This is a genomic window from Rhodococcus sp. ACPA4 (assembly GCF_002300185.1).
Classification (GTDB): domain Bacteria; phylum Actinomycetota; class Actinomycetes; order Mycobacteriales; family Mycobacteriaceae; genus Rhodococcus_F; species Rhodococcus_F globerula.
On record NZ_NSDY01000001.1, the window covers coordinates 3,596,274 to 3,611,627 of the forward strand.

Genomic DNA, 15,354 nt, shown 5'->3' on the forward strand with positions numbered 1-15,354 from the left:
GAGTAGTCAGCTTCCTAGCGGCCCTCGACAAATGTGGGCGGCGCCGTGAGCAATCCGACCATCGCATCGACGAGGTCGGTCTCGAACTCTTCGCGGGTCAGTTCCTGGTCTTCGCCCGCAACCATCCGAGATTGACGATTCGCAATCGTGTGCATCATCAGCTCGACAGCCATCGAGTGCCGATGCCGGCGCAGCGGTTCGGACAGTTCAGTGAGCGCTGCCTTGATCCCCTCAGCCGCAATTTGCGCGCTCACCACATGGTCGATCGTGGTGGCATATGCACCGGCGCGTTTCTCCGGGTCGGACATCAGTCGAGCAAGAAATGCCACGTAGTGGTTGGTGTGCGGATCGAGGTCAACCAGAGGTCGCACCATGGACTCGACGAGGGCACGTAATTCATCCTGACGTCCCTCGCTGCGCATCCGGTCGAGAAACTCGAGTCGTGCGGCGTTGATCGGGGGCAGTCGATACTCGAGGATCGCCTGCAGCAGAGCCGTTTTCGACCCGAAGTGGTATTGCACAACTGCGGGATTGCGATGGCCCGCCGCACTGCCGATTTGCCGTAGGGATACACCGTCGATCCCGTGGACAGCAAAGAGCTGCTCCGCTACCTGCAATAACTCGACGGGGTTTCGTTCACGGACCGACAACTGTGACGCCTCGCGCATAGTTCTGATTCTCTCACGCTCCCCCTCTCAACCATTGACCCTGCAGTGAGGCATGTGATTTAGTTTAAAACAGTTGTTTGATTGCAACGCAATCCTACGTTCGTATTCGACAAATCGAATGCATGCGCCGTCTCCACTCAACCCGGAAACGAGGCCTCATGATCCATGTTCGCCCTCTCAGCAGCCGCATCGGCGCAGAAGTTCACGGCGTCGAACTCGACGGAACCCTCCGTCCAGAAATAGTCGCCGAACTAAGGAAAGCGCTGGTCGAATTCAAGGTTCTCTTTTTTCGCGATCAGACACGCATGACCCCTGACAAGCACCTCGACTTCGGTCGCCTGTTCGGCACGCTCGAAGCACATCCCGTGGCCACTGCCGATCGATCCGAGTTGATGACGCTCCGGAGGGCACCGGATGTCGCTACTGCACGCGCGAATTTCCCGTACGGCGAGGACTATTGGCACTCCGACGTCAGTTGGCGTGAGCATCCGTCATTCGGCTCGATCTTGCGCGCCGTCGAAATTCCCCCCGTCGGCGGTGACACCCTATGGGCAGACATGGAAGCAGCATTCGCGGGTCTGAGCCCCCAGATGCAGGGAGCACTGCGGCCACTACGCGCAATCCACGACTTCGACCGAGCCTTCGGACCAGGACTGGCGCCAGAAGATCGCGCAGCTATGGCCAAACGCTTTCCGCCCGTCGAGCATCCGGTTGTGCGAACCAATCCGGACACCGGAGCACCTTTGCTCTACGTCAACGAAATTTTCACGACCCGAATCGTCGGCATGGACCTTCGCGAGAGCGACTCTCTCCTCCAATTCCTGTACCGGCAGGCGACAAAGCCTGAGTACCAGTGCCGGTTCAGTTGGAGAGAGGGATCAGTCGCGTTCTGGGACAACCGCACCACTCAGCACTACGCGTGCCACGACACCGGCGAAGGCGTTCGCGAAATGCATCGAGTCACTATCTCCGGCGACCGCCCGTACTAGAACACGCCTCGCTGTCGTGACGATCTGCGCGACGCACGGTCACGCTAGTTGACCTGCTTCATGAAAGATGTTGGGGCGGCATCGGATAACCCTCGAACAGTCTCAGCGGAATACCGGCGCCCGCTTCCCGAGGAACGCCGCCTTCGCTTCAGCCGCATCGCCACCCGTGATGTTGTTGCCCTGAGCCTGTGCTTCCAACCTCAGTGCAGACTCCAGACTCCCCCCGTCTGCAGACGCATCGAGAAGCTGTTTTGTCAGGGAGAGCGCACGCGCGGGTCCCGCAGCGAGCCGCTCGGCCATCTCGTCCACAGTTGCGTCGAGGTCGGCTACCGGCACCAGCCGCGTGACCAAACCCATTTCTGCTGCCTCCGCCGCGGAATACATGTCACCGAAAAAAGCGATTTCCTTCGCCTTCTGAATTCCGACCAACCTTGGGAGTAACCAGGAACCGCCCATGTCAACGGAGAGCGCACGACGAACGAAGATCTGCGAGAACCGAGCTCGATCGCTGGCAACCACCAGATCACAGCCCAGCGCGAGGTTCCACCCCGCGCCGACGGCAACACCGTCCACCTTGGCGATCGTCGGAATTGTCAACGCGTGCAACGCGCGTGCCGCATCACTCGCATCGGACATGAAGTCGAGAGGATCACCGTTCACACTTGCCAGATCGGCGCCGGAACAAAAGTCGCCGCCGTCTCCCGTCAGCACCAACACGCGGTCGGTATGTGAATGCTCGACACTGGTGAACGTCTCGGCCAGTTCGCGCCACATCTCCAAATTCGCCGCGTTCTTCTTCTCCGGACGCGACATCACAACCGTTACGACACCGTCGCGACGTTCGACACGCAGGAATTCCACCGTCGCACTCCCATCTCTTCTTACATAACTAAGTTATCTGGATAACGTGAAGACGCAGAGACAACTACGCCAAAGTGTGACGTTTGATTTTCCGAGGAGGTTTCAGGCCGCTTAGCGCGACCGCCGAATAAGTGGTGCACACTATCCTGAGCGAGCCACACGGATGCAGCGACGACCACTCGACGCCAGACCAGACAAGGAAGGAGGGAGGTGGACTCTCGATGCAGACGCACTCCTTGGCGTCACTACCGAAAAGGTAGATGACATGGTTAACTATGTCAAGAAATACGACTTATAGAGGAGAGCCATGGACTTCGCGCTGAGTGACGAGCAGGTAGCCCTAGCGGAGGCCGAACGGGCCTGGTTGGTGAAGAACTCACCCCTCATGGAACGCCGCCCGTTGATAGACGATGCTCCGGCGCGAGTTTCGCCGGCACGCCTTCGCCGTCTTGCCGAGTCGGGTCTGATCGGTCTTCTCACCACAGAGATGGGTGGCACGCACGTCGATCTGCTGGTGCTGGCAGAGGAGCACGGCCGCGCAGGAAGCCCCGTACCCGTGGCCGAGTTGGCTGCGGCGGCCCGCTTACTCGAACAAATCGGCCACCAGGCCCTCGACGAGACCACTGACGGGGCGTCCTTGGTCGTGCCGGCGCTCAGCTCACCCGAAAACTCCGCGCTGCATGCCACAGTCGAAGGGACATCACTTCGAGTACAGGGAACTACGGCTCCGATAACGGGCCTGATAGACGCCCACCGACTCCTTCTCGTCACATCCACTATCGACGGCGCCGAGGTCGCCGCAGTAGTGGACATCGCAGCCGTCAGCACGCGTGTCCTCGAAACTCTGGATGTAACGCGGTCATGGGCGGTAGCCGAGATTGATCTCACCTTCGAAGCCGGCGAGTGGACGCTGCTATCCAGCGGCACAGTGGGTTTCGTTCGTGATCAGTTGGCAACCTTCCGAGCCGTCGACGCGCTCGGCGCCGCAGAAGCACTCCTCGCCCTCACGGTCGAATACGCAGGGCAACGCACGCAGTTCGGGCAACCGATCGGAAGCTTCCAGTCCGTTAAACACCATTGCGCAAATATGGCCCTGTCAATCGAGGCATCGCGCGCGGCATTGTGGGCCGCGGCTGTGGCTCTCGACGGGGACGACCCCGGTGTCCGCGCTCGGGCCGTCGCGGCGGCCGCAGCGTTCACCGGTGAGGGAACCAGCTCCGCCGCTCAGACGGCGCTGCAAGTGCACGGCGGAATCGGATTCACCTGGGAGCACGACCTGCATCTACTCATCCGCCGAATCAAAGTCGACGAGCTACTCGACGGTTCGGTGAGCTACCACCGTCGCCGCCTCGTCAACGTCTGAGCCGAACCAAGACTACGAAGCAGCAGGCCAACACAAAACGACCCGGATTGCATTTGAGTAAGTGCAACCCCGGGTCGTTTCGGAATAATCAGAGAACTCGGTTCAGCGTGCTTTCCAGACCGGCTCGCGCTTTTCCGCAAACGCGCGAGGCCCCTCCTTGGAGTCCTCACTAGTTGCGAGCTGATCCCACTCGGCGGCCGACAAAACCCACCGGTCAGCCTCCTCGACGCGGATCGAGTCCACGACACCGTAAGCGACGCGCTTACTGGCTTGCACCGACAACGGCGCGTTGACCGCAATCCGCTGTGCCAGTTCGACAGCCGCACTGACAACCTGCCCCTCGGGCACAACCTGGTTGATCAGACCGACCTCGAGTGCGCGGGCGGCACTGATCGGATCGCCGGTAAAGATCATTTCCATTGCCAGTCGCTGCGGCATCTGTTCAGGCAACCTGAAGACACCACCAGCGCCTGCAATAAGCCCACGCTTGACCTCGGGCAAACCGAAGGTTGCATTTTCGGCCGCAACGATGAGATCCGCGGACATCGCCAACTCCGTGCCACCGCCCAGTGCCGTTCCGTTAACCGCGGCAATCGTGGGCTTGTCGGTGTACTTGTTGACGAAACCGGCAAATCCCCATTCCCGATTATTCGGCGCGTACACCGATTCACCTCTCGAAATAGCCTTGAGGTCAGCACCCGCACAGAAGGACTTCTCCCCTGCTCCTGTCAGAACAATCGCACGCACATCGGGGTCCGCGGCAGCTTCGTCCAATGCTCCGCCGACGCCCGCACTTACTGCGGAGTTCACCGCGTTACGTGCTGACGGACGGTTGATCGTAATCACCATGACATTGCCCACTCGCTCTACGAGAACCGCGGGTTCGTTCGTTTCGCTCATTGTTGTCTCCTCCTTGTGCTGGATCGGGTTTCAGCGCGCGTTCACGAGCTCGAGAATGGTGGCGTTGGCTTGTCCGCCGCCCTCGCACATCGTCTGCAAGCCGTATTGGATGTTGTTGCGAAGCATGTGATGCAGCATGTCCGTCAGAATCCGTCCGCCCGATCCGCCGAGGGGATGCCCGAGAGCAATTGCACCTCCGTTGGGGTTGACCCGCGCGGGGTCCGCTCCGACCTCTGCCAGCCACGCAAGTGGCACGCTCGCGAAAGCTTCGTTGACTTCGAAGACACCGATATCGTCGACAGTCAGACCAGCTTTCTCGAGCACCTTCTTCGTGGCCGGGATCGGAGCTGTGAGCATGATGATCGGGTCGTCTCCGACAACAGCGACCGAGTGAATCTTCGCTATCGGAGTCACCCCGTACCGCGCAGCGGCCTCTTCGCTCATGATCAGCAGCGCCGACGCGCCGTCCGAGATCTGTGACGCGTTACCCGCATGGATGACACCGTCTTCCTTGAAGACCGTCTTGAGCTTTCCGAGTGATTCGACAGAAGAGCCGCGACGGATTCCCTCATCTCGCGAGACCACGGTGCCGTCCGGCGTCGTCACCGAAACGATCTGGTGGTCGAACAGCCCTGCATCCTGAGCAGCTGCTGCACGTTCATGTGACTGCACTGCGAACGTGTCCAGGTCATTTCGCGTCAGACCCCACTTCTCCGCGATCGCCTCTGCACCAACGCCCTGGTTCGGCTTGACTCCGTTGTAGCGCTCCATGTAAGCCGGGCTGTACGGGCTCCCCTCGAAGGTTCCCGCGGACCCCATCGGCACTCGGGACATCGACTCGACACCACCGGCAACGACAACGTCGTAGTGTCCCGCTGCAACACTGGCGACGGCAAAGTTGAGCGCCTGCTGCGACGAACCGCACTGACGGTCGACCGTCACCCCCGGAACGGATTCAGGCCAGCCGGCGGCCAGCACCGCATTGCGAGCAACGTCGTTGGCCTGGTCTCCGACCTGCTGGACGCAACCCCAGATGACATCCTCGACAATTGAAGGGTCGATACCGGCGCGCTCGACCAACGCATTGAGAACTACGGCCGACAGATCGGCCGGATGAACGCTCGACAATCCGCCGTTGCGTCGGCCGACCGGGGTGCGCACTGCTTCTACGATGACTGCAGTCATGTTGTACTCCTTGCATTACCGGGCAGCAGCCCGAATTCGTTTGAGTGGTACCACGAGCGATTCGAAAAGGCGTTTAACGATCGCCTGCGTCAAACTCGGGCAGCTTCGAGATCTGCCACCAACTCCAGCAGTCGGCGACGATCGATCTTGAGTGATACTCCCCGCGGAAGTTCGTCGACGGTGTGGATATCGACGGGCACCTCGTAACCGGTCAACTGGCCACGGAGGAATGTCTTCACTTCGTCCTCGACCAAAGGAATCGCACCGTCCACAAGCTCGACAACAGCGACCGGCACCTGTCCTAGCCGATCGTCAGCTTTCCCGTACACACTCGCGTCGAGGATCGACGGATGCGCACGCAAGGCGTTCGAAACGACCTCCGGGTGAACTTTGAAGCCGCCCCGGACAATTGCGTCGTCAGCTCGACCGTCGATATACAGGAATCCGTCCTCGTCGATGTGCGCGAGATCGCTGGTACGCAGCCAACCGTTCGCACCTTTACCGGTCTGACCCGCCCGCACTTCGAGCTTTCCGGTCTCGTTGACCGGCAGGACCTCTCCGTTGTCGTCGACAGTCTGCAGATGCACGCCCGGAAACGGCCGCCCGACGCTGCCACGCTTGCGCGCCCACCATTCGGTATGCAGCGGCTTGGTCCATCCGGCGATGGCACCGGAAAACTCGGTGGCACCGTACATGATCAATACGGGCACGCCGTACCGGTGCGTGAACTCCTCGGCCAGATCCGGGCCGACGTAGGTCGTGCCTGCCGTCACCGCACGCAAGCTCGACAGCTTCTCTGCCGGGATATCGGCACTGAGTACCGATCGCATTGCCGCCGGGGGCAAGCTGGCGACCCGCAGTTGATGCTCGGATACCGCGGTAACCCACCCGTCTACGGTGAATCGCGAGAGTAGGACAAAGGGTCGAGCTTCGGTGAGCGCCTGCAGAACTGCCCACAGGCCGCCGATGTGAACCATCGCCAAGAACACCAATGACACCCGTCCGGTGAGCGGGTCGCGTTCAGGGCCGGCCGCACCGGTATGGCCGTGCACCGCTGACATCGCGGAATCGAGCTGGCGCCATGTCAGCGGGACCCGTTTCGGAGGTCCTGTTGTTCCAGAGGTGAACATTTCCACCGCCACCGGATGCTCCTCGGTGTGCAGGGCTTCGATCGTTGCCGAGGATCCGCCACTGCATTGTCGGAGCTCGACGCCATCTACAGCGAAGCCCACAATTCCCGAATCCTCAGCAGCCGAAAAGAATTCAGTCTCCTTCCAGGCACTCGAGGGGCCGAGAACGACCTGCGGTTTGGAACTCACCAGGTCCGATGACAGACGTGCAGCCGGCTGCATCGGGTTCAGCGTGACGATTGTTCGCCCTTTGCCGAGGATGGCCACGAGGGCCGCGACGGACTCCATCCTGTTTCCCAGAACAACGCCGACACGAGAACCCTCGTCGCATCCCACCCGGCTGAGTTGCTCGTCGATACGTTCAGCGAGGACGCGAACCTCACCCCATGTGACCCATCGACCATCCTGCTGGATCATGTTCGCGCCATCGGGTGCCAACCACAGAGCACCCAACCCGTCTCTGATTCCCGCCATTGACTGCCTCCAGTTCTGCCGACGAGGAAGCCATTGCTCCCCCGGCCCGCCCATAAGGCGCCACCCGGCATCCGATCGCGCCGATAGAACGCGTGTAACTATAAGATAGATCACATAGTTAACTAGGTCAATTCTTTTATTTCTTCGGTGATGGCTCCGAACAAAAAAAGGGGAGACTCGAATATCACGAGTCTCCCCTTGCCGGAGCGATGCACATCCTGAAATCGGCGGCGCCGGCTATGTAAATCCCTGCGTCAGCGCGGCATTGACAATCCACGTTCCGCGATAATGTTGCGCATGATCTCGGAACTTCCGCCCGCGATCGTATAAGCGCGGGCATACAGGAATTCGTCTTGCCAACGCCCACAATCGATTGCATTCGGGTCGCGCTCGACAAGAACGCCGGCCTCACCACTGAGCTCGAGCGCGAATCGCGCGATCTCGACTCCCAATTCGCTGAAGAACAGTTTTGCCATCGGGCCGTCGAAGACCCGTTCTGTCTTCCGTGACCACCGACTTACGTTGGCGTACACCATCGCCGAGAGCGCTTCGACCGACGCAGTCAACTGACCGAGCTTGTCCAGTACGGCGCCGTCTTCGATAGCGGGACGTCCGTTCCTCGTCACCTTCTTGGCGAGATCGACGAGAGCGGAAACATTCTGCTGCAGCCGGGCTGCGCTGGCTGCGACTGCGCTGCGTTCATGTCCAAGACTGGAATTGGCAATCACCCAACCCTGGTTCAGATCACCGATCAGAGCATCGGGACCTACCTCGACATTGTCGAGAAACACCTCATTGAAGTCCGAAGTGCCAGTCATCTCGCGGAGGGGGCGCACCTCCACGCCCGGCAATCGCATATCAATGATGAAAGCACTGATCCCCCGATGCTTCGACGCTTCCGGATCCGTACGCGCCAGCAGATAGCCGTAATCAGCCCACTGACCGTTGGTCGTCCAGACCTTCTGTCCGCTGATCCGGAACCCGCCGTCGTCGGTACGTATCGCCTTCGTACGCAGTGAAGCCAGGTCGCTACCGGAACTCGGCTCGCTGAAAAGTTGACAGAAGATCAGCTCACCGGAACGAATGCCGGGCAGGAACGCCTTTCGCTGTTCCTCGGTTCCATAGTCGAGCAGTGCGTTCGAGACAAGTTTGGAGGCCCCCTGAACCGCGGCGGGGGTGCGGCCGCGAGCCAACTCTTCCCCCACAATCACCTCGCGTTCCATCGATTCCGGATTACCTTGCCCCCCGAAACGTTCCGGCCACGACTCACCCACGTATCCAGCATCGAAGAGCTTTCGTGTCCAGTCCTTCAGTAACGCAAGCTCTTCCGCATCCTCTGCCGTGCGCACCCCCGCCTTGGGCGCGATCGCAGGCGCGTTGGCCTTCACGAATGCCCGCACCTCGGCGCGGAAATCCTCGAGTTCGGCAGTCATGCCGTAGTCCATCTCAGCTCCCTTTGCGCTTTGTGCCGGCGCAGTGCGCCAACGCGGCGGTCATCGAACCTCGTACTTTCGCGTAGGCACCTCTGATCGGCTGACCTGAGCCTTGCCGATCGGATTGCCCAACGATGTGTACGACATCGCCGTGGCGAGTGCGTGCGAACGAGTCGAGTCCTTCGACTCCCAGATCGCACGAATACTTCCCTGGATCGCGGCCGCCGGCTTGGCCGCGATCCGGCCGGCAAGATCCTGCGCGCGGTCCCACAGATCACCGCGCGACACGATCTCACTGACCAGTCCGATCTCGCGGGCACGCTCCGCGGACATCCGCTCGTCGAGACCGAGCAGAACCATGCGCAGCACCTCCCCGATCGGGATGCGGTGCGCCAACCCGATCGGCTCGAGCGCCGCGACCAGGCCGTAAGAAACGTGCGGGTCGAAGAATTGCGCATCATCACTTGCAATGATGATGTCCGCCTCATTGATCCAGTACAGCGCACCGCCCGCGACCATGCCATGCACCGCACAGACCAACGGCTTCCAGCACCCGTTCTGCTTCGGTGACAGGTCAGCGCCCGGGTCTCGGCGGGTGAATACGTTCTCGGCGACGTACGTCCCTTCCTTGACGTCCATCCCGGTGCTGAATGCGCGGTCCCCGTTTGCCCGCAGGACCACAACATGGACGTCGTCCGTCTCCGCCGCGTAGTGCCACAGCGAACGGAACTCGCTCCGCATGACATTGGTGAACGAATTCATCCGATCGGGGCGGTTCAACGTAATCGTCAGAACATGATCGTTCTGCTCTGCGATCACCGTCGTCAAACTGCTCAAGTCCACAGGTCCTCCTGAAGTTAGGGACACACCGTAACGAAATTTCTCAGCCACCGAGCTACCCGACTCGCCGGCACGTGAGCGGATCGGCGCGGTTGCTCAAGCCTTCGAGCCAGAACGTGCCTGCGCACGCAACTCACCGTTGCGCTTGAGCATCTGCGCGGCAATCCGCTCCCACTCCGCCGGCGCGGTCGGGAGAACGGCAAGGTCGGACTCCCGACTCGGCAGCGACACCGTCGCTGTAGCCGGACAGGTCACCTCGCCGCGCTGACTTGTTCCCCGGAGTTCGATGTCGATCAGGTGTCGGTCGCCTTCTATTCTCTTCCCCACAACCTCTCCAGTGAAGATGTGGGTATCACCGAGGTAGTTGAACTTACGCATCTGACTGGACATCGTCTCGATCCAGCCTCCGTCACCGATCCAGTCGGTCAGGACGTGCGTCAGCCAGCAGTCACGCATCATTCCATAGTCGTATGCAGCCGGAAGGCCGATGGAGCGGGCGTACTCACTATCCCAATGGATGCGTTGCGCCACATCCGGAACGCCCTGTTCGTTGGGAATGTAGAACGGGGCGATGCGCTGCCGATTCTTGTATGTCAGGCGCGAGGCCGACGGCGTATAAGGCGCGAAACCGTAACCACCGGAATGGAAAACCATCATGTCGGTAGCTGTCAACGGGCCCTTTGCCATCTGGTCGAGGCTCTCGCCGACCTGTACGTCGTCCCAGTATCGAGGCTCTGCACCTCGCGGCTTCTCGGCCGCGTAGATCTCGTCGATCTTCGCAATGTCCTCGGGCGTGTATGTCGCAGGCTCGATTGCGTCATACTTCTTTCGCTTCTTCGACTCGTGCCGCTCCGTGTGGATCGTAAGCACGCGCTGCGCCTGCACGACCTCTGCGCGCTGGTTGAACTGCACGTGAATACGCGTGACGAGTAGCGATCGGCCCGCGAATTCGGACTCTTTGAGCTCAACCTTCTCGAAGCCGTGGAACGAGTAGACGGTGTCACCGTCGTACACAGGTCGGTACCAGTCGGTTGTGCTGCCGGAGACAAACACGTGGATACCACGGAAGGCCGGGCGACGCTGTTCGCGCGGGACACGATCTGCGAGCAGTTCCTTGCGCAGTCCGATGTTGATCATCGGCGGTGCAATCTGGCCACCCCAGCGTGTGTCACGTCCATATTCTTCATCGACGAACAACGGATTGTCGTCTCCGTAACTGCGGGCGAAGTTGCGCACCACGTCCGGCGTGACCCGGCTGAACTGCTCGCGCTGGGTGACGGCGTGGTAAATGCCGACCAGGTCCCGGGCCCGCTGAATGTCGTCCTCGAGGAAGCTGTAAACCTCGGGTTCGGCTTCCGTGATCTCCGATGTGCTCATGGAATTCCTCCGTGATCGATAGGGCGCAAATGATGTCTATGCCGATACGCCAACTGGGCGAGCGGCATGATCCAACTCGACCCCACCCAATAGTAGGTCAACTTAGTAATATATGTAAGAGATTCCAAGGATCGGATGTTGGCACGAACCAAGATGCGAAGTCGAAATCGACTGCAGCTGAACGTAACCAGATCAGATAGGTGCTACCTGCGTACCGAGCCGTTCGACCACATGTCGTCGGACAAGCTTGCCCGTCTCCGTGCGCGGGAGTTCGTCCCAGTACACGATTCGCTCAGGTGTCTTGCTACTGCGCAACTTCTCGCGCACAAAGGCGCGCAATTCGTCCACATCGGCACCCTCGCCCGGACGAAGCACAACCGCCGCCTCGATTCGCTGCCCCCACTCTTCGTCCGGCATCCCGACGACGGCAACATCCAGCACGGCCGGGTGCCGCAGAATCACATCTTCGATCTCGGCGGGAGCGATGTTCTCCGCGCCTCGAATAATGGTGTCGTCCACACGACCTCCGACAAAAAGATAGCCCTCGTCGTCGAGATATCCTTTGTCCCGCGTATCGAAGAAGCCGCGGCCGTCAACCATCCGACCAACTCCTGCATACTCTGCCGACACCTGGTCACCGGCCACACAGATTCGGCCCACTTCTCCTGCCCCCAAGACCGTTTCATCGTCTCCGCGAATCTCGATCTCGACCCCGGGGACCGGACGACCCACCGAACCAAGTCGTGCCCTGGCCTTTTCGTCATCGCCGACAATCGCTGTTCGATGATCATCAGGGCCGAGAACTGCGATGGTCGAGCTGGTCTCGGTCAATCCATAAGCATTGACAAAACCGATCTCGGGCCACAATTGCAGCGCTCGCTCGATAACCCGAGTGGGCATCGGCGCTCCGCCGTATGCAAGGCCCCGCAAGGACGGAATATCCTTTGGTGCATCGGAATCCACAATTCGGGCCAACATCGTGGGAACCACGAGAGCGTTTGTGACGCCTTCACTGCGAACCGTATCGAGCCACTGCTCCGGCGTGAACTGCTCGAGGACCATCGTTCGACGACCGGCGTAGAGATTCGTGATCACATTCGCTACTGCCGCAATATGATAGGGCGGAACACTGACCAAGGCCGCGTCCGCATCCTCCGCGCTTGCAAATTCGACCGATCCGAACACGTACGACGACAGATTCTCGTGGCGAAGAAGCACGCCTTTCGGCGCGGAGGTCGTGCCGGAGGTATAGATGACGACCGCCGGGCCGTCGTCATCGAGAGCCTCCTCCTCATCGGCCGTCGTCACGTCCGAACCCGAGAGCAAGCGCATCCACTCTTCCGGCGTATGCACACTCAGTCCGGCACTCGCCAGAACGGCAGCCTGGTTCGGGTCAGCGATACCCAGTGCTCGGGGATGATTCGACAGAAGTGAATCGAGCTGCTCGCGCCCCAAACGGTAGTTGACCGGAACCAGCGGCACGCCTGCGCGCGCAGCGGCAAACATCGCGACCGGAAAAGCCGGACCGTTGACTGCCAGATACACCACTGCATCAGCACCCGATTTCCGGATCATGTCTGCGCCGGCCACTGCCAGTTCGTTCAACCTCGTCGCGGAGATGCCCGCGTCTTTCGATCCGATGACAACGCGGTCGCCGAAACCATCGACCGCCATGTCCAGCAGCATCGAAATATTCATCCGTCACTCCACTCGTCTTCGTTCTGGGTACGCACTACTTGGCCGAAAAGCAGACTGCTAGTCGGAGGACGGAAGCGGCTTTGCGGTCTTGAGCACAAGCGCGACCCCGTCCAATGCGAGCTGCCCCTGACCGGACTTGGTGCACAGCACCTCCAGACCCGAAGACTCGTCGACGTACCGCTTGCCGAGCAGGGCGCCACCGGTGTTCGCCGGATCGATCGTGGAACCGTCTCCCGAGGGCTTCTTGCCCTCTTCCATCGCAGAGCCACCGCAGGTCAGTGTCACGTCACCTCCCTGAGGAGAGCGAACCACGATCAGTGTGGTGGTGTCGACATTGCTGGCCAACGATTGACCGACCTTGAGAATCACGATTGCTCCGTTCATGGGGACAAGCAGTTCGGCCGCGCACGGCCACTGAGAATTCTTCGGACAACGCACCTATGCCCCCTAAAGGTAGCGCGCGTCACATAGTTTAGATAGTACTATAAGTTAACTCAAGCCTTCACAGGCGAACACCTACACGATTAAGGACGACGTATGAATATCACCGGAAAGAAGGCCGTAGTGGTAGGCGGCGCATCGGGCATGGGCCGGGCGACGGCCGAAGCCCTCGCCGCGGCGGGAGCCAAGGTCGCAATTCTCGATCGGGAGACCAGTGACGGCAAAGAAATCGCCACCGACATCGGCGGCATCTTCCATCCGATCGACATCACTGATTTCGAGGGAGCCGAACAAGCTCTCGGCAACGCCGTGACCGAACTGGGCGGACTTCACATCGCCGTCAACACCGCCGGTGGCGGATCCGTGAAGAAGACCCTCGGCCGCAACGGCCCCCACGACCTCGACAGCTTTCGAAAGATCATCGATCTCAACTTGATTTCCACCTTCAACCTCAATCGGCTGCAGGCCTTCCACATGTCCAGCAACGACCCCGAGGACGAGGAGCGCGGAGTCATCGTCAACACCTCCTCCATCGCCGCCTTCGAGGGTCAGATCGGCCAGGTCGCCTACAGCGCCGCAAAGGCCGGCATCGCCGCGATGGCACTGGTCATGGCACGAGACCTCGGACCGCAGGGCATCCGCGTCGTCGCAATTGCACCCAGCTTGTTCGCCACCGGCGCCACCGCGAAGTTCACCGACGAGCAGGTCGCACCTCTCGTCGAGGACGCGGCGTTCCCGAAGCGAATGGGCCGACCGGAGGAATACGCCAAGCTCGCACTCGCGGTCGTCGACAATCCAATGCTCAATGGACAGGCCCTGCGCCTGGACGCCGGACAGCGATTCGCACCCCGCTAGTTCCAGCGACCTGATTCGCCAATCCCCCTCCTGCCGTGGCTGATTCGTGTCGACGTGCCGAATCGGCCGCGGGCGCGCCCGCAATACTGATTCAAGATTACCTAGTTATACTTTTCAGCTATGCCTCATCCATTGGCGACGCCCGCCCTAGCCAGCCTTTCCCGTCCACCGGTCAGCTCGATCCTTGAACTCGCGCAACTCGATTCGAACAGCTTTCGCGGTGAATCACACACTGGTGTCCGCCGCGTCTATGGGGGACAGACCTTGGGACAGTCGCTCCTCGCGGCAGGCCGTACCATCGAGCACGAGCACCACCCCCATTCACTGCACGCAAATTTCGTCCACCCGGGAAGGTCCGATCTCCCAGTGGACTACCACGTCGAGCGCGTGCGCGATGGCGCGAGCTTCACCACCCGCCACGTACGCGCCGTTCAAGGTGGACGGACGCTACTCCTGGCTACGGCATCTTTCCAACGAGATGAAGAGGGACTGCGACATCAAGATATAGAGCCGTCTCCTGTACCACCGCTACCGGAGGATCTACCTCACTTTCAGGACAGCCTCACCATTTCGGAAGCCGCCGAGGCGAATTGGCTCCCGCCATTGATGGCCGGCGTCGGAATCGAGTTCCGCTTTCCCGAAGAGTACCCACGACTCGCCTGCCGACGAGGAGAGAACGGACCGCCGCGGCAACGCGCGTGGATTCGCACGCTGGAACCCCTGGGGGACGAACGTCTGATCCATGCCGCGGGGTTCGCATATTGCTCAGACCTGTTCCTGCTTTCGGCGACCCTCCCTCCCCATGCCCGACATATCGACACACCCGGACTCCAGCTGGCGAGCATGAACCACGCGGTGTGGTTGCACGCACCGTTCAGATCTGACGAATGGCATCTATACGAACAGCACGGATACTGGATGGGTGGCGGACGCGGAATCAGCACAGGCCGCCTTTTCGACCGGAAAGGCACGCTGGTGGCAAGTACAACGCAGGAGGGCCTGCTCCGCTTTCCGCTCTGAACGCCGATCCCCTGCGCCATCGAACGTTTCCCAATCTTTATACCGGTCAACCACATACGCAATAAAAGGCCGTGAAGCCTGGTCACCCAGGGTTCACGGCCTTCGTCATGTCCGGATCAC

14 protein-coding genes are annotated in these 15,354 nt (G+C 60.6%); 4 read left to right on the plus strand and 10 right to left on the minus strand.

Annotated elements, in window-relative coordinates; all coding sequences use genetic code 11:
• Positions 1–14: 14 nt before the first annotated feature.
• Positions 15–668: a TetR family transcriptional regulator gene (locus tag CJ178_RS33655; RefSeq protein WP_095887133.1), complete on the minus strand. Its 654-nt coding sequence runs from the start codon at positions 666–668 to the stop codon at positions 15–17.
• A 158-nt stretch (positions 669–826) separates the two neighbouring features.
• Here CJ178_RS33655 and CJ178_RS16295 point away from each other — a divergent pair, with 158 nt between their 5' ends.
• Positions 827–1,657 carry a TauD/TfdA dioxygenase family protein gene (locus tag CJ178_RS16295; RefSeq protein ID WP_033236784.1) on the plus strand — a complete coding sequence of 277 codons (831 nt, stop codon included), beginning with the start codon at positions 827–829 and terminating at the stop codon, positions 1,655–1,657.
• Between the two features lie 102 nt (positions 1,658–1,759).
• Here CJ178_RS16295 and CJ178_RS16300 read toward each other — a convergent pair whose 3' ends face one another.
• Positions 1,760–2,518, minus strand: coding sequence for an enoyl-CoA hydratase/isomerase family protein (locus CJ178_RS16300; protein ID WP_233364777.1), 759 nt, complete (start codon positions 2,516–2,518; stop codon positions 1,760–1,762).
• 307 nt (positions 2,519–2,825) lie between these two features.
• On the opposite strand from CJ178_RS16300, the gene CJ178_RS16305 reads away from it, so the two are divergent.
• Entirely contained in the window at positions 2,826–3,881 is a 1,056-nt protein-coding gene (locus CJ178_RS16305; RefSeq protein WP_033236782.1) for an acyl-CoA dehydrogenase family protein, read from the plus strand.
• A gap of 102 nt (positions 3,882–3,983) precedes the next feature.
• Here CJ178_RS16305 and CJ178_RS16310 read toward each other — a convergent pair whose 3' ends face one another.
• From CJ178_RS16310 to CJ178_RS16345, 8 genes are all read right to left on the minus strand, one after another.
• Complete coding sequence (locus CJ178_RS16310) at positions 3,984–4,781, minus strand: crotonase/enoyl-CoA hydratase family protein (RefSeq protein WP_033236781.1); 798 nt, start codon at positions 4,779–4,781, stop codon at positions 3,984–3,986.
• A 30-nt stretch (positions 4,782–4,811) separates the two neighbouring features.
• On the minus strand, positions 4,812–5,966 hold the full coding sequence (locus CJ178_RS16315; protein WP_033236780.1) for a thiolase family protein: 1,155 nt from the start codon (positions 5,964–5,966) through the stop codon (positions 4,812–4,814).
• Positions 5,967–6,055: 89 nt separating this feature from the next.
• Positions 6,056–7,570 (minus strand): class I adenylate-forming enzyme family protein, encoded by a 1,515-nt coding sequence (locus CJ178_RS16320; protein WP_092803937.1) that lies wholly within the window; start codon positions 7,568–7,570, stop codon positions 6,056–6,058.
• Between the two features lie 254 nt (positions 7,571–7,824).
• Positions 7,825–9,015, minus strand: coding sequence for an acyl-CoA dehydrogenase family protein (locus CJ178_RS16325; protein WP_033236778.1), 1,191 nt, complete (start codon positions 9,013–9,015; stop codon positions 7,825–7,827).
• 48 nt (positions 9,016–9,063) lie between these two features.
• A complete protein-coding gene (locus tag CJ178_RS16330) occupies positions 9,064–9,846 on the minus strand; it encodes an enoyl-CoA hydratase/isomerase family protein (protein ID WP_092803944.1) in 783 nt (260 codons plus the stop codon).
• Between the two features lie 93 nt (positions 9,847–9,939).
• Positions 9,940–11,220, minus strand: a complete 1,281-nt coding sequence (locus CJ178_RS16335; RefSeq protein WP_033236777.1) for an FAS1-like dehydratase domain-containing protein — start codon at positions 11,218–11,220, stop codon at positions 9,940–9,942.
• A gap of 192 nt (positions 11,221–11,412) precedes the next feature.
• A complete protein-coding gene (locus CJ178_RS16340; RefSeq protein ID WP_095887134.1) occupies positions 11,413–12,918 on the minus strand; it encodes a class I adenylate-forming enzyme family protein in 1,506 nt (501 codons plus the stop codon).
• A gap of 57 nt (positions 12,919–12,975) precedes the next feature.
• A complete protein-coding gene (locus CJ178_RS16345; RefSeq protein WP_095888008.1) occupies positions 12,976–13,287 on the minus strand; it encodes a hypothetical protein in 312 nt (103 codons plus the stop codon).
• Between the two features lie 168 nt (positions 13,288–13,455).
• Between CJ178_RS16345 and CJ178_RS16350 the strand changes: the two genes are divergently transcribed.
• Both CJ178_RS16350 and CJ178_RS16355 read left to right on the plus strand, forming a co-directional pair.
• Entirely contained in the window at positions 13,456–14,214 is a 759-nt protein-coding gene (locus CJ178_RS16350; protein WP_033236774.1) for an SDR family NAD(P)-dependent oxidoreductase, read from the plus strand.
• Between the two features lie 120 nt (positions 14,215–14,334).
• Entirely contained in the window at positions 14,335–15,234 is a 900-nt protein-coding gene (locus CJ178_RS16355) for an acyl-CoA thioesterase (RefSeq protein ID WP_092803950.1), read from the plus strand.
• The last annotated feature ends 120 nt before the right edge of the window (positions 15,235–15,354 follow it).